The organism is Bacillus sp. SYZHCR11 (assembly GCF_057196865.1).
Genome location: NZ_JBXUND010000002.1, coordinates 434527 through 459283, shown reverse-complemented (window position 1 = coordinate 459283; position 24757 = coordinate 434527). Strand labels below are relative to the sequence as shown.

Annotated in this window: 27 protein-coding genes; 25 read left to right on the top strand and 2 right to left on the bottom strand. The window is 44.8% G+C overall.

Going from position 1 to position 24757, the window contains the following annotated elements; translation table 11 throughout:
* The first annotated feature begins 15 nt into the window (after positions 1-15).
* The 3 genes from tuaG to AC2CGA_RS08985 all read left to right on the top strand — a co-directional run bounded on the left by tuaG (position 16) and on the right by AC2CGA_RS08985 (position 3199).
* Positions 16-774: a teichuronic acid biosynthesis protein TuaG gene (gene tuaG, locus AC2CGA_RS08995; RefSeq protein WP_003151380.1), complete on the top strand. Its 759-nt coding sequence runs from the start codon at positions 16-18 to the stop codon at positions 772-774.
* Between the two features lie 19 nt (positions 775-793).
* A complete protein-coding gene (gene tuaH, locus AC2CGA_RS08990) occupies positions 794-1990 on the top strand; it encodes a teichuronic acid biosynthesis protein TuaH (RefSeq protein WP_095315481.1) in 1197 nt (398 codons plus the stop codon).
* A 132-nt stretch (positions 1991-2122) separates the two neighbouring features.
* The gene (locus tag AC2CGA_RS08985) at positions 2123-3199 is read left to right on the top strand and encodes a glycosyltransferase family 4 protein (protein ID WP_003151382.1); all 1077 of its coding nucleotides are present in this window, start codon (positions 2123-2125) and stop codon (positions 3197-3199) included.
* Positions 3200-3288: 89 nt separating this feature from the next.
* Here the strand turns inward: AC2CGA_RS08985 and AC2CGA_RS08980 are convergent, their stop codons facing one another.
* Positions 3289-4503 carry an LCP family protein gene (locus AC2CGA_RS08980; RefSeq protein ID WP_057080262.1) on the bottom strand — a complete coding sequence of 405 codons (1215 nt, stop codon included), beginning with the start codon at positions 4501-4503 and terminating at the stop codon, positions 3289-3291.
* A 4-nt stretch (positions 4504-4507) separates the two neighbouring features.
* Positions 4508-5155, bottom strand: coding sequence for a YigZ family protein (locus AC2CGA_RS08975; RefSeq protein WP_003151384.1), 648 nt, complete (start codon positions 5153-5155; stop codon positions 4508-4510).
* Between the two features lie 222 nt (positions 5156-5377).
* On the opposite strand from AC2CGA_RS08975, the gene degS reads away from it, so the two are divergent.
* The 22 genes from degS (at position 5378) to prfB (ending at position 24593) form a co-directional block, all read left to right on the top strand.
* On the top strand, positions 5378-6541 hold the full coding sequence (gene degS, locus AC2CGA_RS08970; protein ID WP_003151385.1) for a two-component sensor histidine kinase DegS: 1164 nt from the start codon (positions 5378-5380) through the stop codon (positions 6539-6541).
* 76 nt (positions 6542-6617) lie between these two features.
* Complete coding sequence (gene degU / locus AC2CGA_RS08965) at positions 6618-7307, top strand: two-component system response regulator DegU (RefSeq protein WP_003219701.1); 690 nt, start codon at positions 6618-6620, stop codon at positions 7305-7307.
* 97 nt (positions 7308-7404) lie between these two features.
* Complete coding sequence (locus AC2CGA_RS08960) at positions 7405-8253, top strand: DegV family protein (RefSeq protein ID WP_003151387.1); 849 nt, start codon at positions 7405-7407, stop codon at positions 8251-8253.
* Positions 8254-8360: 107 nt separating this feature from the next.
* On the top strand, positions 8361-9746 hold the full coding sequence (locus AC2CGA_RS08955) for an ATP-dependent helicase ComFA (RefSeq protein WP_095318332.1): 1386 nt from the start codon (positions 8361-8363) through the stop codon (positions 9744-9746).
* 57 nt (positions 9747-9803) lie between these two features.
* On the top strand, positions 9804-10088 hold the full coding sequence (gene comFB, locus AC2CGA_RS08950; RefSeq protein ID WP_003151389.1) for a late competence protein ComFB: 285 nt from the start codon (positions 9804-9806) through the stop codon (positions 10086-10088).
* A gap of 5 nt (positions 10089-10093) precedes the next feature.
* Positions 10094-10783 carry a phosphoribosyltransferase family protein gene (locus tag AC2CGA_RS08945; protein ID WP_198317760.1) on the top strand — a complete coding sequence of 230 codons (690 nt, stop codon included), beginning with the start codon at positions 10094-10096 and terminating at the stop codon, positions 10781-10783.
* Positions 10784-10856: 73 nt separating this feature from the next.
* The gene (locus AC2CGA_RS08940; protein ID WP_003151392.1) at positions 10857-11276 is read left to right on the top strand and encodes a TIGR03826 family flagellar region protein; all 420 of its coding nucleotides are present in this window, start codon (positions 10857-10859) and stop codon (positions 11274-11276) included.
* Between the two features lie 69 nt (positions 11277-11345).
* Positions 11346-11612 carry a flagellar biosynthesis anti-sigma factor FlgM gene (gene flgM / locus AC2CGA_RS08935; protein WP_003151393.1) on the top strand — a complete coding sequence of 89 codons (267 nt, stop codon included), beginning with the start codon at positions 11346-11348 and terminating at the stop codon, positions 11610-11612.
* A 14-nt stretch (positions 11613-11626) separates the two neighbouring features.
* Positions 11627-12109, top strand: a complete 483-nt coding sequence (locus AC2CGA_RS08930; RefSeq protein ID WP_003151394.1) for a flagellar protein FlgN — start codon at positions 11627-11629, stop codon at positions 12107-12109.
* A gap of 15 nt (positions 12110-12124) precedes the next feature.
* Complete coding sequence (gene flgK, locus AC2CGA_RS08925) at positions 12125-13642, top strand: flagellar hook-associated protein FlgK (protein ID WP_003151395.1); 1518 nt, start codon at positions 12125-12127, stop codon at positions 13640-13642.
* Positions 13643-13653: 11 nt separating this feature from the next.
* The gene (flgL, locus tag AC2CGA_RS08920; protein ID WP_003151396.1) at positions 13654-14571 is read left to right on the top strand and encodes a flagellar hook-associated protein FlgL; all 918 of its coding nucleotides are present in this window, start codon (positions 13654-13656) and stop codon (positions 14569-14571) included.
* Between the two features lie 90 nt (positions 14572-14661).
* Positions 14662-15231 (top strand): DUF6470 family protein, encoded by a 570-nt coding sequence (locus tag AC2CGA_RS08915; protein WP_024085861.1) that lies wholly within the window; start codon positions 14662-14664, stop codon positions 15229-15231.
* A 29-nt stretch (positions 15232-15260) separates the two neighbouring features.
* A complete protein-coding gene (fliW, locus tag AC2CGA_RS08910; RefSeq protein WP_003151399.1) occupies positions 15261-15692 on the top strand; it encodes a flagellar assembly protein FliW in 432 nt (143 codons plus the stop codon).
* Positions 15686-15910 (top strand): carbon storage regulator CsrA, encoded by a 225-nt coding sequence (gene csrA / locus AC2CGA_RS08905; RefSeq protein WP_003151402.1) that lies wholly within the window; start codon positions 15686-15688, stop codon positions 15908-15910. Before fliW ends, csrA begins: the two co-directional genes overlap by 7 nt.
* A 144-nt stretch (positions 15911-16054) precedes the next feature.
* Positions 16055-17041, top strand: a complete 987-nt coding sequence (locus tag AC2CGA_RS08900; RefSeq protein ID WP_007407474.1) for a flagellin N-terminal helical domain-containing protein — start codon at positions 16055-16057, stop codon at positions 17039-17041.
* A gap of 250 nt (positions 17042-17291) precedes the next feature.
* The gene (locus tag AC2CGA_RS08895) at positions 17292-18812 is read left to right on the top strand and encodes a flagellar hook-associated protein 2 (RefSeq protein ID WP_015387632.1); all 1521 of its coding nucleotides are present in this window, start codon (positions 17292-17294) and stop codon (positions 18810-18812) included.
* A gap of 19 nt (positions 18813-18831) precedes the next feature.
* Complete coding sequence (gene fliS, locus AC2CGA_RS08890; RefSeq protein WP_003151407.1) at positions 18832-19233, top strand: flagellar export chaperone FliS; 402 nt, start codon at positions 18832-18834, stop codon at positions 19231-19233.
* Positions 19233-19577: a flagella biosynthesis regulatory protein FliT gene (gene fliT, locus AC2CGA_RS08885; RefSeq protein WP_015387633.1), complete on the top strand. Its 345-nt coding sequence runs from the start codon at positions 19233-19235 to the stop codon at positions 19575-19577. The genes fliS and fliT overlap by 1 nt, the downstream gene beginning before the upstream one ends.
* Before the next feature lie 9 nt (positions 19578-19586).
* Positions 19587-19964 carry a DUF8042 domain-containing protein gene (locus tag AC2CGA_RS08880; RefSeq protein ID WP_003151412.1) on the top strand — a complete coding sequence of 126 codons (378 nt, stop codon included), beginning with the start codon at positions 19587-19589 and terminating at the stop codon, positions 19962-19964.
* 194 nt (positions 19965-20158) lie between these two features.
* Complete coding sequence (hpf, locus tag AC2CGA_RS08875; protein ID WP_003151413.1) at positions 20159-20725, top strand: ribosome hibernation-promoting factor, HPF/YfiA family; 567 nt, start codon at positions 20159-20161, stop codon at positions 20723-20725.
* A 166-nt stretch (positions 20726-20891) separates the two neighbouring features.
* Positions 20892-23417, top strand: coding sequence for a preprotein translocase subunit SecA (gene secA / locus AC2CGA_RS08870; protein WP_003151414.1), 2526 nt, complete (start codon positions 20892-20894; stop codon positions 23415-23417).
* A gap of 74 nt (positions 23418-23491) precedes the next feature.
* Positions 23492-24593, top strand: a protein-coding gene (gene prfB / locus AC2CGA_RS08865) for a peptide chain release factor 2 (RefSeq protein ID WP_096034905.1) whose coding sequence is annotated in 2 segments (ribosomal slippage) — positions 23492-23563 and positions 23565-24593 — 1101 coding nt in all. Because the reading frame shifts where the segments join, the coding sequence is not laid out codon by codon here.
* The last annotated feature ends 164 nt before the right edge of the window (positions 24594-24757 follow it).

The window sequence follows — 24757 nt, the reverse complement described above, 5'->3', positions numbered from 1 at the left end:
GATGGAGATGTGACCATGACAAACTGGAAACCTTTCGTATCTGTCATTACACCGTCTTATAACGCAAGTGAATATATCGAAGATACGATTCAGTCCGTTTTACATCAAAGCCACCCGCATTGGGAAATGATTATCGCGGATGATTGTTCAACGGACGGAACGAGAGATATTTTACGGCAATATGAACAAAAAGATGAGCGGATCCGCGTCGTTTATTTAGATAAAAACGGGGGAGCCGCGGCTGCCAGAAATACAGCCCTTAAACATGCCAAGGGCCGTTATGTCGCATTTCTGGACAGTGATGACAGATGGAAGAAGGAAAAGCTTCAAAAACAGCTTGCGTTTATGGCGGAGCGGTCCTGCGCTTTTTCATTTACGGGCTACAGCGTCATGGAGCAGGACGGAACGCCGACGGACAAAACGATTCAAGCCCCTGAAAGCCTGTCATATGATGAAGCTTTAAAAAACACGATTATCGGATGTTTAACGGTCATGATTGACAGAGAGCAGACGGGGCAGATTCAAATGCCTGATATCAGAACGCGGCAGGATTTAGCGACATGGCTTTCCCTGCTGAAAAGGGGATTTACGGCTTACGGCCTGAATGAGTGCCTTTCAGAATACAGGCTTGTGCAGAATTCGATTTCAAGCAACAAGTGGAAAGCCGCAAAAAAAACGTGGTTTGTTTATAGAGAAATTGAGCGCCTGCATTTTATCAAGGCTTCGTGGTGTTTTATGCAATATGCGAAAAACGCGGTCTTGAAAAGACTGTAGGCGTCAGAGGAGCTGGGTGATGAAGGTGGAACCGATTATTCACGTAATCGTCGGAGCGGCGGAATGGGGGCATGACCGGCTGAGATACAGACGGCATCGGCTGGCTGAATTTCTTGCCCGGCAAAAAGAAACGAAAAGCGTCATTTGGGTATGCCCGTCCCCGCGAGCCAATGATGATCAGATGGCCGGGATCGCCGAGGGAATCCGGCAGTTCACTGTAAAGGATCTCATGCAGCAAAAAGCATTCCGTTTCGGCAGGTATACAGACATGTGTTACAGGCATAAACTTTCACCATTGTTGCACATGCTGAAGGAAGAAGGAGAAGGGGCCCGCTGCTGCTTATGGTACACCTTCCCCGGTTTTCCGCTTCTGGCAGATCTGTTTCCTTGGGATGAAGTGATTTACGATTGCAGTGATCTGTGGGCCGCTCCGATCAGCGGCCGGGCCGGTGTGCTGTCAAATGTAAGAAGAAACATCATTAAACAGGCGGAAATGAGAATCATTCAGCGTGCCGATTCCATCACCTGCACATCTGACTGTCTGCACCGGGAGGTCGGAAAAAAGCTGGAGAACCCGCACCAGAAAGTGTTCACCATTGAAAACGGAGTGGAATATGACCTGTTTTCACGGGAAAATAAACAGCCGGATGAAGACATTTTACGGGGACGAAACGGAACGGTTCTCGGTTTTATCGGCGGAATCAAACCAAAGCTCGATTTTGCGCTTATGGCGGAAACGGCAGATTTGCGGCCTGACTGGACGATTTTATTGGTGGGCCCGAACACGGCTCAGGACGATCCGGATTTCGAGTCGCTTCTGGAACGCCCGAATGTCATCTGGACGGGACCTGCCGCGCCGAATGAAGTGCCGTCCTATATGCAGCTTGTCGACATCGGCATCATGCCGTATAAAAATTCACCTTATAATGACGCGGTATTTCCGCTTAAGCTTTTTGAATTTTTAGCCGCCGGGAAACCGGTTGTCGGCTGCAACCTTTCTTCTACGTCAAAAATCAAAAGGCCTTACGTTTATGAATACGTTGAAGGGAGCGACCCCGCAGATTTCATCGCGGCCTGCGACGCGCTTCTGGCAGCGGACCGCCGCGGATCATACGAGGCTTTGCGCCGTGAATTGGCCCGGGGACGGGATTGGAATGTTTTATTCGGCCGAATGCTTGAATGCACGGGTATATTGGAAAATGCGCAATCCCATTAAAAGGGAAAGCGCATTTTTTGATTTGCGTGTTTCTTTTTGATGATGCTTGTTATAATAACTAGTAAGAATTATAATGGAAGGAACGGTTCAATATCAGAAAAGACTTCATATAATTCCAAAGGAGACTTCTTTATGCTTGACGAACGCATGTTTCGCATAGTTGTTGCGTTTTTTGTCTCTCTGCTAACGGTTTTAATCCTAACTCCTATCGTAAAAAAAATTGCGATCAAAATAGGTGCAGTTGACCAGCCCAGCAACCGAAAAGTACATGATAAAATAATGCCCCGTATGGGCGGCTTGGCCATCTTTATCGGCGTAGCGGCGGGTGTGCTCGCGGCCGGCATATATAATGAAACGAAAATGACCGCCATTACGGTGGGTGCGTTTATTATTGTTATTTTAGGAATCCTTGATGATAAATACCAATTAAGCGCAAAGGTAAAGTTTTTCGTCCAGCTGGCCGTGGCCATTATGATTGTGAGCACGGGACTGAAAATGGACTTTTTCTCCGTACCGTTTTTAACGGAACGTTTAGAATTGGGATGGGTCGCTTACCCGCTGACAGTGTTATGGATCGTCGGTATTACGAATGCGATGAACCTGATTGACGGTTTGGACGGACTCGCTGCCGGCCTGTCGGTCATCGGACTCTCCACTATCGCCGTTATGGCGTTGTCCGGAGGGAAAATCCTTATTCTGTCACTTTCACTTGTCGTGATAGGAAGCACACTCGGATTTTTATTTTATAATTTTCACCCGGCAAAGATATTTATGGGAGATACCGGATCGCTCTTTCTCGGATACGTCATCTCAGTACTCTCATTATTAGGTCTTTATAAAAGTGTTACTTTATTCAGTATCATCATTCCGATCATCATTTTGGGCGTGCCGATTTTTGATACGACATTCGCCGTCATCAGGCGGATTTTAAACAAACAGCCGATCTCAGCGCCTGATAAGTCACATATACACCACCGGCTGATGGCCTTCGGGCTGTCACACCGCACGGCTGTCATTATCATTTATTTAATCGGCTTTATTTTCAGCGTCAGTGCCATCCTGCTGAAAAGCGCGACCATTTGGCTTTCGCTGTTTATTATTTTTGTATTGATTGTATTTATGCAAATCATAGCAGAGGTCACAGGGTTAGTAAATGAACAATTTAAACCATTTACCAAGTTTTACAAAAGATTGGTAAAGAAAAATTAAAAAGAGCAGATCATGCGAATGGTCTGCTTTTTTGCTATTCTCTTATTATATAGAAAAACCCGATCCTGCTCAAAGGATCGGGTTTACTCTTAATAGCCTGTTGTGCCGCCGGACTGTGTGCTGTCCGTACCGTTTGCACCTGCAGTACCGTTGGTTGAATCGGTTGTGCCGCTTGTTCCTGTGCTCCCGGAAGTCGAATCAGCCGTACCGCCTGTTCCCGTGCTGTCGGAAGTTGAATCAGTCGTACTGTCCGTTCCGGTGCTGTCAGAAGCGGGATCGGATGCCGTGCTGCTTCCGGACGGGTAATCCAGGTGCTTCTGCAATTCCTGCCGTACTTTCTCGAGATTGGTTGGATCCGGCTGGAAATAATATGTTCCGCGCGTAGTTGCGGTTCCGCCTAAATATAAATCTGATCCTGTTATGGTCAGTGTATCAATCTTTTTGCTGGTAAAGCCGCTGTAAATCTGCTGAAGAGCGAGTCCTTCAGTGATTCGGATATTCGTTTGGACATTATTGCTCGCTGTTTCAGCGATTTTATCGATTTTAGCAATATTTCCAGCTCTGGACATTTGGTCGATCAGTGCGTTTAAAATTTGCTTTTGGCGGTCATTCCGGCCGAAGTCTCCGCGCTTATCCTGCTTTCTCATCCGCGCGTAAGCCAAAGCCTGCTCACCGTTCAAATGCATGTTTCCTTTCTTGAAATAGATCCGTTTCTTTTTACTGACGTCACTCATCTCGTCGAAGTCAAACGGCACTTTTACATCGACCCCGCCTACTTCATCAATAACATCCTTAAAGCCATTGAAGTCGACAGTGACATACTTATCAATCGGTATGCCTAATAAGTCTTCGACGGTTGAGACGGTTTCATCCGCTCCGCCCTTAGCAAAAGCCGCATTGATTTTTGTTTTGTTGCCGGTTGTGTCGCCGGCAAGCGTCACCCGCGTATCACGCGGAATACTCAGCATTTTCATTGTTTTATTTCTCGGATCAAGGGTAACGACAATAAGAGAATCTGATCGTCCGCCTTTTCCGCTGGTGGCATAATTTTCGATCCCCATAAACAAAATGGAGAACGGTTTTTTCTTCATATTGATGACTTTATCCCGCAATTTTGATTTGTCTCCGCGGGAAAGGGCATCATATGCATTATCTGCCGCATTGATCGTTTTGTATACTTTGTATCCGCCAAATCCGGCAGCAACTAACAAAACGAGGGTAAGCAGCAGCAAAATCCGTTTGAATATGATCTTTCGTTTGCTTTTCTTTTTCTTTCGAACACGCACTCTTACACGTTCAGCCATTACATTAGTCTCCTTTAGGGCTGACGTCTGTTTCTAAATACGTCAGTTCTCCCTCTGTATTCTTACTCTTGCCGTTCGTCAGTTCTGTCATCCATTTTAGAAACGCTTCTTTGTCTTTTTCTTCAACGTACGTTTCAAATTCGACATGATCCGCATAATGGATATCTTTCAGTAAAAAAACTGATTCTCTCAGTTCGTTCTCTATCTTGCCGAGCCACGTATAATCCGCTGATGTATGCATAATCCGCATCAGCTTCCGCTCCGTAACTCCTATATGATTTAAGCCTTCAGACACTGACTTCCCATATGCACGAATCAATCCGCCTGCACCGAGCTTTATTCCGCCGAAATACCGGGTAACCACCGCGCAGGTATCTTTCAGACCGCGTTTTTTCAGCACTTCCAGCATGGGGACGCCGGCTGTGCCGCTTGGTTCTCCGTCATCATTGGCCTTTTGTATATGGTCGGTTTCGCCGATCAGATAAGCTGAGCAGTTATGAGTCGCATTCCAGTGCTGTTTTTTTATCTTTTGTATAAATTCCTGCGCTTCCTCTTCAGAAGCAGCACGGCTCAGGTGACAGATAAAACGTGATTTTTCAATCACAATCTCATGTTCACCCGTTTCTTTAACAGTTAAATAGCTGTGCAGCATGATTGCTGGACCCTCCTGACAAGCATTAAAAGACTTGTTTCTACAAATTCGAACAGACTTTAGAATTTTTGCGCATATTTTGGTATCATGAAAGAGTAAGATACTATATAAAAATGTTTTTTTCTAGAATATACGCATTCTTTCATTATAATTCGACATAAATTGCAGTTCAATTACATTTATAATAAAAATACATAACAACACCGTTACGGAGGGAGACAGATGAATAAATCGAAGATGGACTCCAAAGTTTTGGATTCTATACTTATGAAAATGCTGAAAACCGTGGACGGGAGCAAGGACGAGGTTTTTCAAATCGGAGAGCAGTCGCGCCAGCAATATGAGCAGCTGGTTGAAGAACTCAAACAGATCAAACAGCAGGTGTACGAAGTCATTGAGCTGGGGGACAAACTTGAAGTTCATACGCGGCACGCACGAAACCGCTTGTCTGAAGTAAGCAGAAATTTCCATAAGTTCAGCGAAGAAGAAATTCGCAACGCCTATGAAAAGGCGCACAAACTTCAAGTGGAACTGACGATGATCCAGCAGCGTGAAAAGCAGCTGCGGGAGCGCAGAGATGATTTAGAACGCCGGCTTTTGGGGCTTCAGGAAATCATTGAACGGTCAGAATCATTGGTCAGCCAAATAACCGTCGTTCTGAATTACCTGAATCAAGACCTTCGCCAAGTAGGGCTTCTTCTTGCCGATGCGCAGGCTAAACAAGATTTCGGCTTAAGAATCATTGAAGCCCAAGAGGAAGAAAGAAAAAGAGTTTCCAGAGAAATTCATGACGGTCCCGCGCAGATGCTGGCAAATGTCATGATGAGATCGGAATTAATTGAACGGATCTTCCGCGACCGCGGCACGGAGGACGGATTTCAGGAAATCAGAAATCTTCGGCAGAATGTGCGGAATGCCCTTTACGAAGTCAGAAGGATTATATATGATTTAAGACCGATGGCATTGGACGATCTCGGGCTGATTCCGACACTGAGAAAATATCTTTATACAACTGAAGAATACAACGGAAAGGTGAAAATACATTTTCAGTGTATCGGAGACACGGAGAACAAAAGGCTTGCCCCGCAATTTGAAGTGGCGCTTTTCCGTCTCGCTCAGGAAGCCGTCACAAATGCACTCAAACATTCAGAATCAGAGGAAATAACAGTAAAAGTGGAAGTAACCGCTGATTTTGTCGTTCTTATCATTAAGGACAACGGAAAAGGCTTTGATATTAAGGATGCTAAACAAAAGAAAAACAAGTCATTCGGCTTGCTGGGAATGAAAGAAAGAGTAGATCTGCTTGAAGGAACGATAACGATAGACTCTAAAATAGGTCTTGGGACATTTATCATGATTAAGGTTCCGTTATCTCTCGGCCTATAATTTGTTAAATAGAGCCAAAAGACATATTGACCGAACAGCGGCGTATATAGAACAATAGGATAAGGAGGCGTAGCGTGTGACTAAAGTAAATATTGTTATTATCGACGACCATCAACTATTCCGTGAGGGTGTAAAAAGAATATTGGATTTTGAACCTACCTTTGAAGTGGTAGCAGAAGGTGACGATGGAGATGAGGCGGCTCGAATCGTCGAGCATTATCATCCCGATGTTGTCATAATGGATATCAATATGCCGAATGTAAATGGAGTAGAGGCTACTAAACAGCTTGTTGAGCTGTACCCTGAATCTAAGGTGATTATCCTCTCCATCCATGATGATGAAAACTATGTGACTCATGCTTTAAAAACAGGTGCAAGAGGCTATCTCCTGAAAGAGATGGACGCAGATACTTTAATCGAAGCAGTGAAAGTGGTAGCCGAGGGCGGTTCTTACCTTCACCCGAAAGTAACCCACAATCTTGTCAACGAATTCCGCCGTCTTGCGACAAGCGGAGTTTCTGCTCATCCTCAGCATGAGGTTTATCCGGAAATCCGGAGACCATTACATATATTAACGAGACGGGAATGTGAAGTGCTGCAAATGCTTGCAGACGGAAAAAGCAACCGCGGAATCGGTGAATCATTGTTTATCAGTGAGAAAACAGTGAAAAACCACGTGAGTAATATTTTGCAGAAAATGAACGTTAATGACCGGACACAAGCCGTTGTCGTAGCCATTAAAAACGGCTGGGTAGAGATGCGTTAGTCATGTATGAGAAGACTTGCCATAATAGGCAAGTCTTTTTTTACAGCTTCATATCTATTAAAATACTTATTAAGTACTTAATAAGGCAGGTAAAGTGATGAAGATTGCAGTTGTAACAGACAGTACAGCATATATTCCGAAAGAGATGAGAGAAGAACATCATATTCATATGATCCCTCTTCAAGTGGTTTTCGGTGAAAAAACATTCCGCGAAGAAACAGAACTCGACTGGAGAAGTTTTTATAAAGAAGTAAAAAATCATGATGAGCTGCCGACTACGTCCCAGCCTTCTTTCGGTGAATTAATCGCATTGTACGAAGAACTGGGCAAAACATATGACGCAGTCATAAGCATACATTTGTCCAGCGGAATCAGCGGAACTTATAACAGCGCCGCCTCGGCAAACACTATGGTTGATCATATTAAAGTTTATCCCTTTGATTCAGAGATCAGCTGTTTGGCGCAAGGTTTTTATGCATTAAAGGCAGCACAGCTCATTAAAGACGGTGTTGACTCACCGGAAGAGATTATTAAAGAGCTGGAAGAAATGAAAAAAACAGTCCGTGCGTATTTTATGGTGGATGATTTATCACACCTCCAGCGGGGCGGGCGTCTAAGCAGTGCTCAGGCTTTTATCGGCGGTCTGTTAAAGGTAAAGCCTATTCTTCATTTTGACAATAAGGTAATTGTTCCTTTTGAAAAGATTCGGACACGCAAAAAAGCGATTTCGAGAATTTTTGAACTGTTTGGGGAGGATGCAAGTAAAGGAATCCCGATGCGGGCCGCTGTCATCCATGCAAACAGGGAAGAAGAAGCGGCGGATATTATACAGGAGTTAAGCGGTAAATATCCTCATGTCGAATTCTATAACAGCTATTTCGGTGCCGTGATCGGAACCCATTTGGGCGAAGGCGCCATCGGAATCGGCTGGTGCTTTAAAAACTAAGTGAAAATCTCCGTTTTCAAGGGCGGAGATTTTTTTATTATTAAATTTTCGTGATTCGACAAAAAAATTCCCGGCAGGCATACTTTGAGCAGAAAGGAGGCAGGGAGATGGCCGAAGGTGCTTCAGAATTTTCAGAGGTGCGGGATTTCTTTTACGGCCGGCATTTATTGAGATCTGAGATACCGTTTTCAGATCATCGCATCAAGCGTTTTATAGAAAAAGAATATATAACGGCCGAGCCGTCAATCATCCGCCGGAAAAACCGTTACGTCTGCCAACGATGCGGTCAGTCTGATCAAGCCTGCTTTGCGGCATTTTGGGCGCCCTCTGCCAAGAGGCAGATTACCTATTGCCGTGCCTGTGTCATGATGGGAAGGGCTGATGAACTGACATCATTATATTCTTGGAATCAAGCCCCTGAAAACAGCTGGGGGCCTGTAAAGCTTTCTTGGGAAGGAACACTGACAGACGGACAGAAGCAGGCCGCCGCCGCGCTTACAGATGCGATAAAAGAGAGACAAGAGCTGTTAGTATGGGCGGTTTGCGGATCGGGGAAAACAGAGATGCTGTTTCCTGGTATCGAGTTTGCCCTGAATCAAGGTTTGCGCGTCTGTGTCGCGACTCCGCGTACAGATGTCGTACTTGAACTGCTGCCGAGACTGAAAAAAGCATTTGAGAAAGTCGACGTTTCTGCTTTGTACGGCGGCAGCGAGGACAAAGGCCGCTTGACTCCGCTGATGATTTCAACCGCTCACCAGCTGATGCGCTACCGAGACATTTTTGATGTCATGATAATAGATGAAGTAGATGCGTTTCCTTTTTCAGCCGATGAGACATTAAGATTCGCTGTTGATAAAGCGAGGAAGAAAAACAGCGCCCTTATTTATGTAACGGCAACTCCTTCAGACACATTAAAAAAGAATGCTGAAGCAGGTTTGCTGAAAAGCGTTCGCATACCGGCCAGATATCATCGGAAACCCCTGCCGGAGCCGCGTTTTTTGTGGTGCGGCAATTGGAAGAAGAAGCTTCAGAAAGGAAAACTGCCGCGCTCTGTAACGGATTGGGTCCGCCAAAAACTTCAATCACAGCTGCCGGTTTTCTTATTCGTTCCGTCTGTACACGTATTGAAAAAGACAACGGATTATTTTCAGAAATTAAACATACGGGCAGAAGGCGTACATGCGGAAGACACATTCAGAAAGGATAAAGTGAAACGATTCAGAGACGGCCGGCTTGATCTGCTGGTAACGACTACGATTTTAGAAAGAGGGGTTACCGTGCCCAAAGTTCAGACATGTGTCCTCGGCGCAGAAGCACCTATCTTTACTGAGAGCGCGCTCGTACAGATCGCGGGCAGAACGGGAAGGCATTATAAACATTTCAGCGGTGATGTCGTCCTGTTTCATTTCGGAATTACAAACGGAATGAAAAAAGCAAAAAAACATATAGAACATATGAACAAATTGGCACAAAAAAGTAAATTGTTGGACTAGTTAATTTCAGAAAACATGATACAGTATACTCATACTTTCCTATGAGGAGCTGTCAGCATGCTTGTCAATTCTAAAGAAATCATATTAAAGGAACTTCTCGACCGCCATATGCCTAAGCTTCATATGAAATGCACATGCCGGGTATGCAAAAATGATGTACTGGCACTTTCATTAAACCGGGCTGAGCCGGCATATGTTACAGATAAAAAGAAAGTTGCTTATGCAAAAGCAGAGATAGTTGATAAACAGAAAAATACGGCGCTGCTTGTCATTCTGGCTGAATCAGCGGCGATTGTTTCGGTTAATCCAAGCGAGTTCTGTGAAACTCGGGAAGGAGCGTAATATCTCTGAATTGTTTATTGTGTGACTCACCAATTTCAAGTTCATTGACTTGGAGATCTCTGTTTTCTCTGGCGCCCGAGCAAGAGGTATGCACCATATGCAGCAGCCGATTCGAAAAAATTGAAGGCCCCGTATGCAGTATATGCGGGAGGCCTCAGGAGTCAAATGAAAAATGCGCTGATTGTGCGGCCCGGGAATCAAAAACGGAAATGCGCTTTTTGCTGCGGCAAAACCGTTCGGTATATTTGTATAATGATGCGATGAAGGACTCATTAGCCCGGTTTAAATTCAGGGGCGATGCGAAAATCATTCAAGCATTTGGACGTGACTTTGCTGCCGGCTTTAAAGCGGCATATCCATCAAATACACATACTCTCATCCCTATTCCGCTGAGCGGCGAACGGCTGGCGGAACGCGGATTCAATCAATCCGAGCTGCTGGCCTCTCTGCTCGGAATGCCCGTCATTTTCCCCCTCATCCGACTGAACAATGAAAAACAATCCAAAAAGAGCAAAACAGAAAGGCTGTCCGCAGAAAAAAAGTTTTCAGCAGCCGAAAACTCGGCCGAAGGTATGAACGTCATCTTAATAGACGATATTTATACGACGGGCGCCACACTGCATCAAGCCGCCGAAGTCCTGCTGACAGCGGGTAAAGCGTCATCGGTCTCCTCTTTTACTTTAATCAGGAGCTAAATCATTCTTTTTTTCTGCCGATATAATTGATAGAAATATAAGGCAGATTAAAGAAGGAATAGGAGTTAATACGATGGGTGAATTGGCGAATTGTCCAAAATGCAATGCTTTATTTTTTAAAACGAACCTGCAGACCGTGTGCCAGGCATGTATTAAAGAAGAAGAAAAAGCATTTGAAACCGTCTATAAATTTTTGAGAAAGCAGATCAACAGACAGTCGACGATGCAGCAGATCACTGAGGAAACAGGTGTGGATGAAGAGCTGATCCTCAAGTTTATCAAACAAAAAAGGATTCAGATCAGCCAGCTTCCGAATTTGGCATATCCTTGCGAAAGGTGCGGAAATCCGATCAGGACGGGGAAATTTTGCAAGTCCTGTCAGACAGATATTGAGTCACAATTAGACCATATGAACCAAAAAACAGCCGCTGAATTCAAAGAAAAAAACAGTACAAAAGACACATACTATGCCTATAATACCAAAAACACCTGATTCCCTAAACTAACTGATAACGCAGTCGATAAAAGAATTAGACTGCGAACAGAAAGCGAGAGGAATCCTATGAAAATCAATCAGTACGGAACACAATCCGTTAATCCATACCAAAAAAATTACGAAAAGCAAGCCGTACAAAAAGAGGCTGCAAAGCCGAAGGACAAAGTGGAAATTTCTTCTCATGCAAAAGAGCTTCAAAATGCGTCAGATGCGGTCACTAAAACACGTCAGGAAAAAATCGCTCAGCTTAAAGCGGATATAGAGAGCGGAACATATAAAATAGATTCAAACAGCATCGCTGAAAACATAGTGAATTTTTATAAAAAGCAATAAAAAGGAGAAAGTCAATGTCTGCAAAGCCAATTATTGATCAACTGAAGCGACTTTGCGCACTGCATGAACATCTGCTCACGCTGTCTGAGGAGAAAACGGAAGCGCTGAAAGCAGGTAAAACAAAAGAGCTCTCCAACATATTGACTAAAGAGCAAAAGTATATTCAGGCAATCGGGCAGACTGAGGAAGAACGAATCAGGTTAACTTCTCAGTTTCTCAGCCGCGGTGAGGACAATACAATTGCTGCATGCATCTCCAGAACTTCAGGCAGTGAAAAACAGGAGCTTGAAGGGTTATTTCACTCTCTGTCTGCGCTTCTTGACCGTCTGAAAGAAGTGAATGAGATGAACAAACAGCTCACGATTCAGGCTTTACAATTCATCTCCGGGGCATTCGATATGATTATGCCGGGTGAAAAAGAGAATATGAATTATAAAGAGCCGCAAGCGGCGCGCAAGCCTGTCAGCCGTTTGACATTATTCGATTCAAAAGCTTAGAACGGAGGATTTTCAATGCCATCGACTTTTATGGGGCTCGAAACAGCAAGGCGTGCATTGAGTGCGCAGCAGACTGCATTGAGCACAGTTTCAAATAACGTTGCAAATGCAAATACAGAAGGATATACGAGGCAGCGCGTCACATTACAATCGACGAGCCCTTATCCCGCGGTATCAAAAAACAGTGATCTGACGGCCGGCCAAATCGGAACAGGAGTAAAAGCCGGTTCAGTTGAGCGCGTCAGAGACAGTTTTTTAGACTATCAGTACAGAACGGAAAATACAAAATTAGGGTACTATACAGCCCGTTCCAATTCATTGTCGCAAATGGAAGGCGTCATGAAAGAGCTTGACAATAACGGATTAAACGGATCGCTCAGTTCATTTTGGAATGCCCTTCAGGATCTGGCGACGAATCCGGAAAATACGGGAGCGCGCTCAGTTTTGCAGGAGCAGGGGAAATCTCTTGCCGAAAGTTTTAACTATATATCTACCTCTTTGACTAACATTCAGGGTGATATTAAAAAGAACCTGGATAACACAGCTGATCAGGTCAATTCCATTCTCAATCAGCTGAATGACCTTAACAATCAAATAGCGGCAGTTGAGCCGAGCGGTATGCTCCCTAATGATTTGTATGACCAAAGAGACAGATTGATTGATCAATTATCTTCTATGGCAAATATAAAAGTTTCATATAATAAGTCGGGCGGACATGCCTTGGCGACTGCTGAGGGCACGGTTAACGTCGAATTGCTGAACGGGAACAACAATTCTCTCGGAACGCTGCTCGACGGTAACACAAAAACAGTTTCAGAAATGAAAATCAACTACGACAAGGACAGCGGACTCGTGTCGAGTGTGTCAGTCGGCAGCAGTACGGTCAATGCGGATGCATTTACCGGAAAAGGCTCACTTTTAGGTCTTATTGAATCATACGGCTATATGTCAAACGGAGAAGAAAAAGGGCTTTATCCTGAAATGCTGACGGCTCTTGACAATATGGCGCTATCCTTTGCTGACGCGTTTAATGCAGTTCATGAAAAAGGGAAGACCTATACAGGCGAACAGGGTGCAGCATTTTTTGATTTCAGCGGTGATGAAGCGGTGCCGGCAAAAGGTGCGGCAGCGAAAATAAAAGTCAGTGACAAAATCCTTGCGTCTACTGATAATATCGCAGCGTCGTTAAACGGAGAAAAAAGTGACGGCACAAACGCGACAAATCTTGCAGCCGTACAGAACAGCAAGCTGACTATTAACGGTGAAACCACTACAATTAATGACTTTTATGAATCCCTTATCGGAAAGCTGGGCGTTAATTCACAAAAAGCGGCTAATCTTATGAACAACTCTGAAAGCAACACCCTTTCAGCCGATGAACGGAGACAATCAGTCAGTGCAGTGTCTTTAGATGAAGAAATGACAAATATGATTCAGTTTCAGCACGCTTATAATGCGGCTGCGCGGATCATAACGATGCAGGATGAAATATTCGATAAAATTATTAACGGTATGGGCACCGGAGGAAGATAGGAGATAAGTAAATGAGAGTAACTCAAGGGATGATCGCAAAAAATTCTCTTCGATTTATCGGCTCAAGTTATGACAAGCTCGATCGGCTTCAGCAGCAAGTGTCTACGGGGAAAAAAATCACGAAAGCTTCTGATGATCCGGTCGTCGCAATGAAGGGAATGCAGTACCGTACTCAGCTTGCGCAGGTAAACCAGTACCAACGGAATGTTTCGCAAGGTTTTACATGGCTGGAAAACTCGGAATCAAGCGTAAACTCGGAAACGGATATTATGGGGAAAATCCGGGACTTGATGGTTCAGGCGAAAAGTGATTCGAACGGTGAAACAGAATTGAAAGCAATCGGTACAGAAATCGGCCAGCTGAAAAAGCAGCTCGTTTCTGTCGCGAATACTCAGGTAAACGGACGTTATCTGTTTAACGGAACGAATTCAGATGTCCCGCCGATCACTGAAAATGCCGACGGCACATATACGTACAACTATGAGAATTATACCGGTGCTTCGGATGTTAACATCAACATCTCAAACGGAGCAGTGCTGAAAGTGAATTCTGATCCAAACTCAGCTTTCGGAGGCGTCGCACAAAATGGAGATAATGTATTTGAATTTCTCAACTCCTTAGAAGCTTCTTTAAGCAAAGGCACGCTGTCCGAAGCAGATTCAAATCAAATTCTGTCAGATATCGACGGTTTTACTGACAAAATGAATGCTGAAAAATCCAATATCGGCGCACGCACAAACCGGTTGGAACTCATTCAGACAAGATTGGAATCACAAGCGGCAACCGCTGAAAAAGTATTGTCGGATAATGAGGATGTAGAAATGGAAGATGTAATTGTTGATTATTTATCTCAACAGACGGTTCATAGAGCAGCGCTGTCAGTGAATGCGAATATCATTCAGCCGTCACTGATCGACTTCCTGAAATAATATAACTATCGTCTTCAATATATAAAAAAAGCGACTCACAACAGGGAGATCGCTTTTTTTACTAAAATACTATAAACAGGAGGGATCTCTGTGCAGATGCCGAGATTGATTATTGACAGTGTGCCTGCTAAAATCGGTATAACCTTTCAAAAGGAAGAAATCGAGATGGAACAGCCGCCCGCTGACCTGGAAATCGAGCAGCCGCCGGCAGAGCTGAACATTGAAAGCACGCCGGCCAAACTGACGATTGATCAGACGAGGGCGTGGGAGAACTTGAATCTCAAATCATTTGAAAAGCTGAACGCTGAAGCCGCTCAAAAAGGTGCTGAGGCCTGCAGCGAGTTTATCGCAAAAACAGTCAGGGAAGGGAAGGAAATGGCGGCTATCGAAAAGAAAACGGGCAATGTGATGGCCCGGCAGGCAGCAGATGTCAGGCCGCCCGATCCATTCGGCGAATCCAGCGACTTTCTGCCTGCGCAGTTTCTCGTCGACATTGACTGCATTCCTTCAAAGCTTACGATTGATATTGAAGCCCGCAAACCTTCAATTGAAGCAGCCGTCAATAAACCTGTATGGAATTATACGCCGGGGAAAGTTCAGATTGATATGATGCAAGACCCTAAGGTGACGATTTCGGTTGATGATGGCAACGCAGAATAAAAGATGAAAGTGGTAAAGGATTGTGAAGCATGATAATTAAAACAAAATATCACGGAGAAATCAGAATAGATGAAGGGCAGATTATCTCATTTGAAAACGGCCTGCCGGGATTTAATGACGAGACTCAATTTGTTGTTCTTCCTTTGTCGGAAGATTCACCGTTTTTGGCGCTGCAGTCTGTGAAACAGGAGCACATCGCCTTTATTGTCGCCAGTCCGTTTATTTTCTTTAAAGGGTACGAATTTGACATTGACCAAGCGACGCTTGAGCTTTTGCATATTGAAGATATAGAGGACGTCGAAGTGATGGCGATTTTAACGCTGGAAGAGCCTTTTGAAAACACGACCGCCAATTTAAAAGCGCCGATTATCGTCAATAAAAAGGAAATGAAGGCGAAACAAATCATTTTACATGATGCTTCCTATGAAACAAAACATCTGATAGGAGGAGGATCATGCTAGTTCTCTCAAGAAAAGTGAATGAGTCCATTCAGATCGGGCCGGATATTGAAATAAAGGTGATCGCTATCGAAGGAGAACAAGTGAAGCTGGGAATTGAAGCGCCTCAGCACGTAGATATTCACCGGAAAGAAATCTACTTGTCGATCCTGGAAGAGAACAACAGAGCCGTATCTTTTAATACTGATTTATTACTTAACTTATCCTCACAAAAAAAGTGAGGATTTTTTTATTTTCAATATAAACAATGGAAGCGGCCGTCCGATATATATATTGTAGCCAATGAGAGGAAAAATTTTCTTCAGAAATGACGCTGCGCAAATGCACAAGGACGTGCGAAAAACAATTCAGGGAGGAAATACAAAATGAGAATCAACCACAATATCGCGGCTCTTAACACTAGCCGTCAGCTGAATGCAGGTTCAAACTCTGCTGCAAAAAACATGGAAAAATTATCTTCAGGTCTTCGCATCAACCGCGCTGGTGATGACGCTGCGGGTCTTGCGATCTCTGAAAAAATGCGTTCTCAAATCCGCGGTTTAGACATGGCGTCTAAAAACGCTCAAGACGGAATCTCTCTTATCCAAACATCTGAGGGTGCATTGAACGAAACTCACAGCATTCTTCAGCGTATGAGCGAGCTTGCTACACAAGCAGCTAACGATACAAACACAGATTCTGACCGTTCTGAGCTTCAAAAAGAGATGGACCAATTAGCGTCTGAAGTAACAAGAATCTCTACTGACACTGAGTTCAACACGAAGAAACTTCTTGACGGAACTGCGCAAAACCTGACGTTCCAAATCGGAGCTAACGAAGGCCAAACAATGAGCCTGTCTATCAATAAAATGGACTCTGAAAGCCTGAAAGTTGGTACGACTTATACTGTATCTGGTGATCAAAATACACTTACAGCAACTGACGGAAGCACTGCTACTTGGGCGGATGCAGACGATGCTACAAACAAACCGGCTGGTTATTACGATGCTGGCGGTAAAGTTATTGCATCTGAAAAATTAGCTGCAGATTCTAAAGTAACAAAAGGTATCGACATCTCTTCTTCAGCTAAAGCTGCGTCTTCAGCTCTTACAACAATCAAAACAGCTATCGACACAGTATCTAGCGAGCGCGCTAAACTTGGTGCGGTTCAAAACCGTTTAGAGCACACAATCAACAACCTTGGTACTTCTTCTGAGAACCTGACTTCTGCTGAATCACGTATCCGTGACGTAGACATGGCTTCTGAGATGATGGAGTACACGAAAAACAACATCCTTACTCAGGCTTCTCAAGCTATGCTTGCGCAAGCTAACCAACAGCCTCAGCAAGTTCTTCAATTGCTTAAAGGTTAATGACGGAAAGATCCTGGTTCTCCAGGGTCTTTTTTTTATTTCTTCAGCTAACTCCTCCTTCAGCAAGCCAAAGAACCCTATTGACAAAATGAAACATTATATTTTGCAGTTAAATTATTGAAAACCTTTTAATATGACCGATATAAGAATAAGATCATACATTTATGGAGCTGTGATATGATAAACAGTCGGAAACTCACTGTTGTCATAGAGCCGTCTACGACTAAACGCCGAAAAGGAGAGGGTACATATGGTCACAAGAATCACAGGCCTTAATTCCGGTCTTGATGTAGATTCTCTGGTGAAAAAAATGATGGATGCCGAAAAGCAGCCGCTTAATAAATTAAACCAGCAAAAGCAGACGCTTGAATGGAAGCGCGATGCTTATCGGGAAATGAATACCCAGATTGCCGACATGTATTCTACTACATTTAATAATATGCTGATGTCCACAAACTGGAATAAAAAAACAGTAACAAGTTCGGATTCCAGTGTCAGCGCGGTGGCCGTCAGTGCCGAACAGAATATTTCAACGAGCATGTCTGTACAGCAGCTGGCTACGCCGACGACTTATAAATCCTCAGGGGCCATCAATTTCACTTCGGGTCAAAGCCAAACATTGAAATTCAATGTCACAAATCCGGGGGAAACGAAGCCGACTGAGGTAAACGTCACGATCGCCGCAACCGATACGATTGACGATGTCATTTCTAAACTGAACAGCTCGGGTCTCGGAGTGACGGCTTTAAAAGAGAAAATCTCTAACGGCTCGGATTATGTGGACACGATTGCGTTCACTTCCAATAAAACGGGGGAAGGGTTTACCCTTTCAGCAGGTGATGACGCGACCAAAAGCTTTCTGAAAGATCAGCTCGGTTTTGCCGTTGATGATGCAACAAATGAACTGACGGCCAATGCCGAAGGGAAAAACGCGAAGTTTACGTTCAACGGGCTTGAAATGACAAAAACGTCAAATAACTTTACGATCAACGGCATCAAATACACGCTGAACAGCGTGACGGACAGCAACAAAACGGTTACGATTAACAGCACGACTGATACGGACGGCATTTTTAACAACATTAAAGATTTCGTTGATAAATACAATACGTTAATTAAAAGCGCAAATGAGAAGGTGACAGAATCAAAATACCGTGATTATAAGCCGCTAACCGATGAACAAAGAGAAGCGATGACCGATAAGCAGATTGAGCAGTGGGAAGCAAAGGCCAAAAGCGGTTTATTACGGAGCGACAGCACGCTGCAGAACGGTTTGGCGGAGATGCGGCTTGATCTGTACTCAACGGTTACGATTGACGGGAAAAAATATCAGCTTGCCGATTTCGGAATTGAGACGTCTGATAGTTATACGGATCAAGGAAAGCTTGTCATTAAAGACGAAGCGAAACTGAAACAGAAAATTACCGAGAATCCTGCTCTCGTGGCTAAACTGTTTAATGCAGACAGCCCTGATACAGCGAAAACCAAAAACCCGGAGGAACAGGGGATTGCCCGGAGATTAAAAGACACATTAAACAAAATGCAGATTCAAATTTCAAAACAGGCGGGTACGGAAAGCTCGGTATCAACCAGCTTTGCCATTGGAAAAAGCTTGGATGAAATAGAAACAAATATTTCCAATATGAAAACGAAGCTGGATGACATCGAGACGAGATATTATAAAAAGTTCAGCGCACTGGATACGGCATTGGAGAAATTGAACAGCCAATCTTCATATCTCACGTCAATGTTAGGATCTTCAACTTCATAACCTTGGGGGTTTTATAAAAATGGCAATAAATAATCCTTTTGCTGCTTACCAGCAGACATCCGTCTTTACAGCCGCTCCGGAAGAGCTGACCCTTATGCTTTATAACGGCTGCCTGCGATTCATTAAGCTGGCAAGGCAGGCGATGAAGCAAAACAACCTTGAAGCCAAAAATGAAAATATCGTAAAGGCGCAAAACATCATTCAAGAGCTCAGCATCACGTTAAACCGGGAGATTGAGATTTCCGAGCAGATGTCATCCATTTATGATTACATCCGCCGCCGGCTGATCGACGCGAACGTGCAGAATAACGGAGAGTTTTTAGATGAAGCGGAAAAGCTCGTTACTGAATTTCGCGACACGTGGAAGCAGGCCATGCAGAGTGAACGGAAAAACAGCCATGGCGCGGGCGGCCTTGCCTGATGAACAGCAATGTCTTTTCTTTGTATAACGAAACGAAGAACATGTACGCCGCACTGAAGGACGCCCCGGAAAGCGACGGTCTCATCAGCAGCGTTACGGCATTTACGGAGAAAAGGGAGGAGATGCTTGCGGGCATAAAGCCGCCTTTTTCCGAAGAAGAAAAAACGCTGCTTCGGCAGGTGGCCGCGATGGACCGTCTGATTACCGGCGAAGTGAAACGGATTCAGGATGGTATCCGAAATGAAATAAAAACGCTTAAGAAAAAACGAATCTACCATAATACGTATTTCAATCCGTATCAGCAAACGACAAGTGACGGCCGTTATTACGACAAACGCAAATAGGTGAGTGTTTTGAGAAGTTTGAACGATTACCATTTGGTGTCAGCCTATTACCAGCTTCTTTTTACGATTGATGAGGGGCTTTGCTACCTGTTGGACACGCAGGATGATTTTTTTAAGACGGAGGGCGAGCGGATTTACAACGATTTGATTCAGGCTTTTTTTCATCTCGATTCCTCTCATGCGCTTCTGCTGTCTATCATTGAGTGCCGATGCGTGGAGACGGCGATCCGCTCATTTGACGAGATCTTTCAGGATTTCAGCATGTTAAATGATTATGATTTCCCGTCCGCCCCTTTTCAGGAGTTTTTAAAAACCATCTTTCTGCCGCATTATAAGCTATGGATGGAGCAGACGCACGACTGTATCAAACCGTATGTTCTTCACTAGACCTGCTGCAAGCGGCAGGTCTTTTGCCTGCGTCCTTTGCATATACTTATAATCCTGCCGGAAGCTGCCGGATAAAACCGACACCATTCGTCATCGTTCACCGAATTTACACATTATTTTAACGTTTCAGCAGGGATCAGAAGGGGTAAAAGAGAAATAGTTACATATCCTTAGATAAAGGGAGGCGTTCTTTGATGAACTACAATATCAGAGGAGAAAACATTGAGGTTACACCTGCGTTAAAGGATCATGTGGAGAGAAAAATCGGCAAGCTGGAACGATATTTCGAGCAGAGCGTCAATGCCGATGTGAACGTCAACTTAAAATTCTATAACGATAAGGAATCCAAAGTTGAAGTCACCATTCCGATGACTGATCTGGCGCTTCGTTCTGAAGTGCATAACGAGGATATGTACAATGCAATTGATCTCGCAACAAACAAGCTGGAACGTCAAATCCGAAAGCATAAAACAAAAGTCAACCGAAAATTCCGCGAGCAGGGTCTTCCGAAACATTATTTCGAGAACGGCAGCGCTGCTGATACGGGCGTAGCGGTTCAGGACGAAATTGAAGATGACAGCCCGGAAATTGTCCGTCAAAAGCGTTTTAATTTAAAACCGATGGATAATGAAGAAGCGATTCTCCAAATGAATATGCTCGGACATAATTTCTTCGTATTCACCAACGCGGAGACGAATCTCACAAATGTCGTTTACCGCAGAAATGACGGCAAATACGGATTAATTGAACCGACTGAATAAACCCATCCAGCCTTCCGTGAACGCGCGGAAGGTTTTTCTCTATCTTTATCTGCAAATTCTTTGGAAATAGCAAAAGGTATGTTATGATAATGAGAGGTATACATGGACAGAAAATTATCATTTATTCCATGCAAAATCTGCATGTGAACATAGAGGAGCGTTATAGATGCTTGGGATTTTAAATAAAATGTTTGATCCGACCAAACGTGCGCTGAACAAATACGAAAAAATAGCAAATGACATTGATGCCGTAAGAGGAGATTATGAAAATCTTTCTGACGAGGCGCTTAAAAATAAAACGGCGGAATTTAAAGAGCGGCTTGAAAAAGGAGAAACGACGGATGACCTTCTTGTCGAAGCGTTTGCCGTCGTTCGTGAAGCTTCCCGCCGCGTAACCGGCATGTTCCCGTTTAAAGTGCAGCTGATGGGGGGCATCGCCCTTCATGAGGGGAACATTTCCGAAATGAAAACAGGGGAAGGGAAAACGCTGACGTCTACGCTTCCCGTGTATTTAAATGCCTTGACGGGAAAAGGCGTTCACGTCGTAACGGTCAACGAATATCTGGCAAGCCGTGATGCCCAGCAAATGGGAGAAATCTTTGCGTTTCTCGGGCTTACAGTCGGCCTGAACCTGAATTCAATGTCAAAAGACGAAAAACGCGAAGCTTACGCTGCCGATATCACGTATTCAACGAACAATGAACTCGGCTTTGATTATTTGCGTGACAACATGGTGCTCTATAAAGAACAAATGGTGCAGCGCCCGCTTCATTTTGCCGTTATTGATGAAGTCGATTCAATTTTAGTCGATGAAGCGAGAACGCCATTGATTATTTCCGGACAAGCTCAGAAGTCCACAAAACTGTACGTGCAGGCAAATGCGTTTGTCCGCACGCTCAAGAAAGATCAGGATTATACGTATGACGTCAAAACGAAAGGCGTTCAGCTGACGGAAGAAGGAATGACGAAGGCTGAAAAAACGTTCGGCATCGACAACCTGTTTGATGTCAAAAACGTAGCCTTGAACCACCATATCAACCAGGCTTTAAAAGCCCATGCGGCGATGCAGAAAGACGTGGATTATGTTGTTGAGGACGGCCAGGTCGTCATCGTTGATTCCTTCACCGGCCGTCTGATGAAAGGACGCCGCTACAGCGAAGGTCTTCACCAGGCGATTGAGGCGAAAGAGGGCCTGGAGATTCAAAATGAAAGCATGACATTGGCGACGATTACGTTCCAAAACTATTTCCGTATGTACGAAAAGCTGGCCGGTATGACCGGTACCGCAAAAACGGAAGAGGAAGAATTCCGCAATATTTATAACATGCAGGTTGTATCCATCCCGACTAACCAGCCGGTCATCCGTGACGACCGTCCGGACTTGATCTACCGCTCAATGGAAGGGAAATTCAAGGCGGTGGCGGAGGATGTCGCCCAGCGCTACATGACCGGACAGCCGGTTCTTGTCGGTACGGTTGCCGTTGAAACGTCTGAATTGATTTCTAAACTTCTGAAGAATAAAGGGATTCCGCACCAGGTGCTGAATGCCAAAAACCATGAGCGTGAAGCTCAGATTATTGAAGAAGCGGGACAAAAAGGCGCTGTCACGATTGCGACCAACATGGCGGGACGCGGAACCGACATTAAACTCGGCGAAGGCGTAAAAGAGCTTGGCGGTCTTGCGGTCGTCGGTACGGAACGCCACGAATCCCGCCGGATTGACAATCAGCTCCGCGGACGTTCAGGACGTCAGGGAGACCCGGGCATCACACAATTTTATCTTTCAATGGAAGATGAATTGATGCGCCGTTTCGGAGCTGAACGGACGATGGCGATGCTTGACCGGTTCGGTATGGATGACTCCACGCCGATTCAGAGCAAAATGGTGTCACGCGCCGTGGAATCATCTCAAAAACGTGTCGAAGGAAACAACTTCGATTCACGTAAACAGCTTCTTCAATATGACGACGTGCTCCGTCAGCAGCGCGAAGTCATTTACAAGCAGCGTTTTGAAGTCATTGACTCTGAAAACCTGCGCGACATTGTGGAAGGCATGATCAAGTCTTCTCTGGAGCGTGCGATTGCCGCTTATACGCCGAAAGAGGAGCTTCCGGAAGAATGGAATCTTGACGGCCTCGTGGAGCTGGTGAATTCAACGTATCTTGATGAAGGCGCGCTTGAAAAGAGCGATATCTTCGGAAAAGAACCGGATGAAATGCATGAGATGATCATGGACCGCATCATGACAAAATATAATGAAAAAGAAGAGAATTTCGGTACAGAGCAGATGCGTGAATTTGAAAAAGTCATCGTATTGCGTGCCGTTGATTCAAAATGGATGGATCATATTGATGCGATGGATCAGCTGCGTCAAGGGATTCACCTTCGCGCTTATGCGCAGACAAATCCGCTGCGTGAATATCAAATGGAAGGCTTCGCAATGTTTGAGCACATGATTGAGTCCATTGAGGACGAAGTTGCGAAATTCGTCATGAAGGCCGAGATTGAAAGCAATCTGGAACGCGAAGAAGTTGTTCAGGGCCAAACGACGGCTCATCAGCCGCAGGACGGCGATGAGGCCAAACAAGCGAAAAAAGCGCCGGTCCGCAAAGTTGTGGATATCGGACGCAACGCGCCTTGCCATTGCGGAAGCGGAAAAAAATATAAAAATTGCTGCGGCCGGACAGAATAGTCTCGACTGTATGAAGCGAACATGACCGGGTCTGCGTCTTATGGCGCCCCGGATCTTTTAATGAGGTGAATGGAATGGAATTATCAGAAATCAGGGCAGAGCTCGAAAATATGGCTTCTCGTTTAGCGGACTTCAGGGGGTCTCTTTGACCTCGAATCAAAGGAAGCCCGCATTGCAGAATTAGATGAAAAGATGGCGGAACCGGAATTCTGGAATGACCAGCAGAAGGCCCAAACCGTCATCAACGAAGCGAACGGTCTGAAGGAATACGTGAACTCCTACCATCAGCTGAGCGAGTCTCACGAAGAGCTGCAAATGACACATGATCTTTTAAAAGAAGAACCTGACCAGGACCTTCAGCAAGAGCTTGAAAAAGAGCTGAAGTCATTAACGAAGGAATTGAATGAATTTGAGCTTCAGCTGCTGCTCAGTGAACCATATGACAAAAATAACGCGATTTTAGAACTTCACCCGGGCGCCGGCGGTACGGAATCCCAGGACTGGGGTTCCATGCTGCTCAGAATGTATACCCGCTGGGCGGAAAGACGCGGCTTCAAAGTTGAAACGCTTGATTATCTCCCGGGAGATGAAGCAGGAATTAAGTCAGTCACACTGCTTATTAAAGGCCACAATGCATACGGCTATTTAAAAGCGGAAAAAGGCGTACACCGCCTCGTGCGGATTTCTCCATTTGATTCATCAGGCCGCCGTCACACGTCATTCGTGTCATGTGAAGTCATGCCTGAATTCAATGAAGAAATCGACATTGATATTCGTACCGAAGATATTAAAGTTGATACGTACCGGGCGAGCGGTGCCGGCGGACAGCACGTCAATACGACTGATTCAGCCGTTCGGATCACCCACCTGCCGACAAATGTAGTCGTCACATGCCAGACGGAACGCTCCCAAATCAAAAACCGCGACCGGGCGATGAAAATGCTCAAAGCGAAGCTGTATCAGCGCAGAATTGAAGAACAGCAGGCGGAGCTTGACGAAATCCGCGGCGAACAGAAAGAAATCGGCTGGGGCAGCCAAATCCGTTCGTACGTCTTCCATCCGTACTCCATGGTGAAAGACCACCGCACCAATACGGAAATGGGGAACGTGCAGGCGGTTATGGACGGAGATATCGATATCTTCATTGACGCCTATTTACGTTCTAAACTGTCGTAATCCGGGAACACACCTGCCTTTGGCAAGGTGTGTTTTTTTATCCGTTCTCTTTTTCCATTTTTCACAACAGCGCTTTAGCAAATTAATACGGTATTTGGCTGTTATTTACTTCTAAGCCGGGAAGACTTAAAATGCTATCGAGAGAAAATCGGAGAACGGAGGAT

Bases quoted from the DNA above. Each gene is read 5' to 3' on its own strand.
- tuaG (WP_003151380.1), top strand. From the start codon at position 16: ATGACAAACTGGAAACCTTTCGTATCTGTCATTACACCGTCTTATAAC.
- AC2CGA_RS08930 (WP_003151394.1), top strand. From the start codon at position 11,627: ATGTCTGCAAAGCCAATTATTGATCAACTGAAGCGACTTTGCGCACTG.
- fliW (WP_003151399.1), top strand. From the start codon at position 15,261: ATGATAATTAAAACAAAATATCACGGAGAAATCAGAATAGATGAAGGG.
- flgK (WP_003151395.1), top strand. From the start codon at position 12,125: ATGCCATCGACTTTTATGGGGCTCGAAACAGCAAGGCGTGCATTGAGT.
- AC2CGA_RS08975 (WP_003151384.1), bottom strand. From the start codon at position 5,155: ATGCTGCACAGCTATTTAACTGTTAAAGAAACGGGTGAACATGAGATT.
- flgM (WP_003151393.1), top strand. From the start codon at position 11,346: ATGAAAATCAATCAGTACGGAACACAATCCGTTAATCCATACCAAAAA.
- tuaH (WP_095315481.1), top strand. From the start codon at position 794: ATGAAGGTGGAACCGATTATTCACGTAATCGTCGGAGCGGCGGAATGG.
- AC2CGA_RS08985 (WP_003151382.1), top strand. From the start codon at position 2,123: ATGCTTGACGAACGCATGTTTCGCATAGTTGTTGCGTTTTTTGTCTCT.
- flgL (WP_003151396.1), top strand. From the start codon at position 13,654: ATGAGAGTAACTCAAGGGATGATCGCAAAAAATTCTCTTCGATTTATC.
- AC2CGA_RS08960 (WP_003151387.1), top strand. From the start codon at position 7,405: ATGAAGATTGCAGTTGTAACAGACAGTACAGCATATATTCCGAAAGAG.
- AC2CGA_RS08940 (WP_003151392.1), top strand. From the start codon at position 10,857: ATGGGTGAATTGGCGAATTGTCCAAAATGCAATGCTTTATTTTTTAAA.
- fliS (WP_003151407.1), top strand. From the start codon at position 18,832: ATGGCAATAAATAATCCTTTTGCTGCTTACCAGCAGACATCCGTCTTT.
- secA (WP_003151414.1), top strand. From the start codon at position 20,892: ATGCTTGGGATTTTAAATAAAATGTTTGATCCGACCAAACGTGCGCTG.
- AC2CGA_RS08955 (WP_095318332.1), top strand. From the start codon at position 8,361: ATGGCCGAAGGTGCTTCAGAATTTTCAGAGGTGCGGGATTTCTTTTAC.
- AC2CGA_RS08980 (WP_057080262.1), bottom strand. From the start codon at position 4,503: ATGGCTGAACGTGTAAGAGTGCGTGTTCGAAAGAAAAAGAAAAGCAAA.
- comFB (WP_003151389.1), top strand. From the start codon at position 9,804: ATGCTTGTCAATTCTAAAGAAATCATATTAAAGGAACTTCTCGACCGC.
- csrA (WP_003151402.1), top strand. From the start codon at position 15,686: ATGCTAGTTCTCTCAAGAAAAGTGAATGAGTCCATTCAGATCGGGCCG.
- AC2CGA_RS08900 (WP_007407474.1), top strand. From the start codon at position 16,055: ATGAGAATCAACCACAATATCGCGGCTCTTAACACTAGCCGTCAGCTG.
- degS (WP_003151385.1), top strand. From the start codon at position 5,378: ATGAATAAATCGAAGATGGACTCCAAAGTTTTGGATTCTATACTTATG.
- fliT (WP_015387633.1), top strand. From the start codon at position 19,233: ATGAACAGCAATGTCTTTTCTTTGTATAACGAAACGAAGAACATGTAC.
- hpf (WP_003151413.1), top strand. From the start codon at position 20,159: ATGAACTACAATATCAGAGGAGAAAACATTGAGGTTACACCTGCGTTA.
- AC2CGA_RS08895 (WP_015387632.1), top strand. From the start codon at position 17,292: ATGGTCACAAGAATCACAGGCCTTAATTCCGGTCTTGATGTAGATTCT.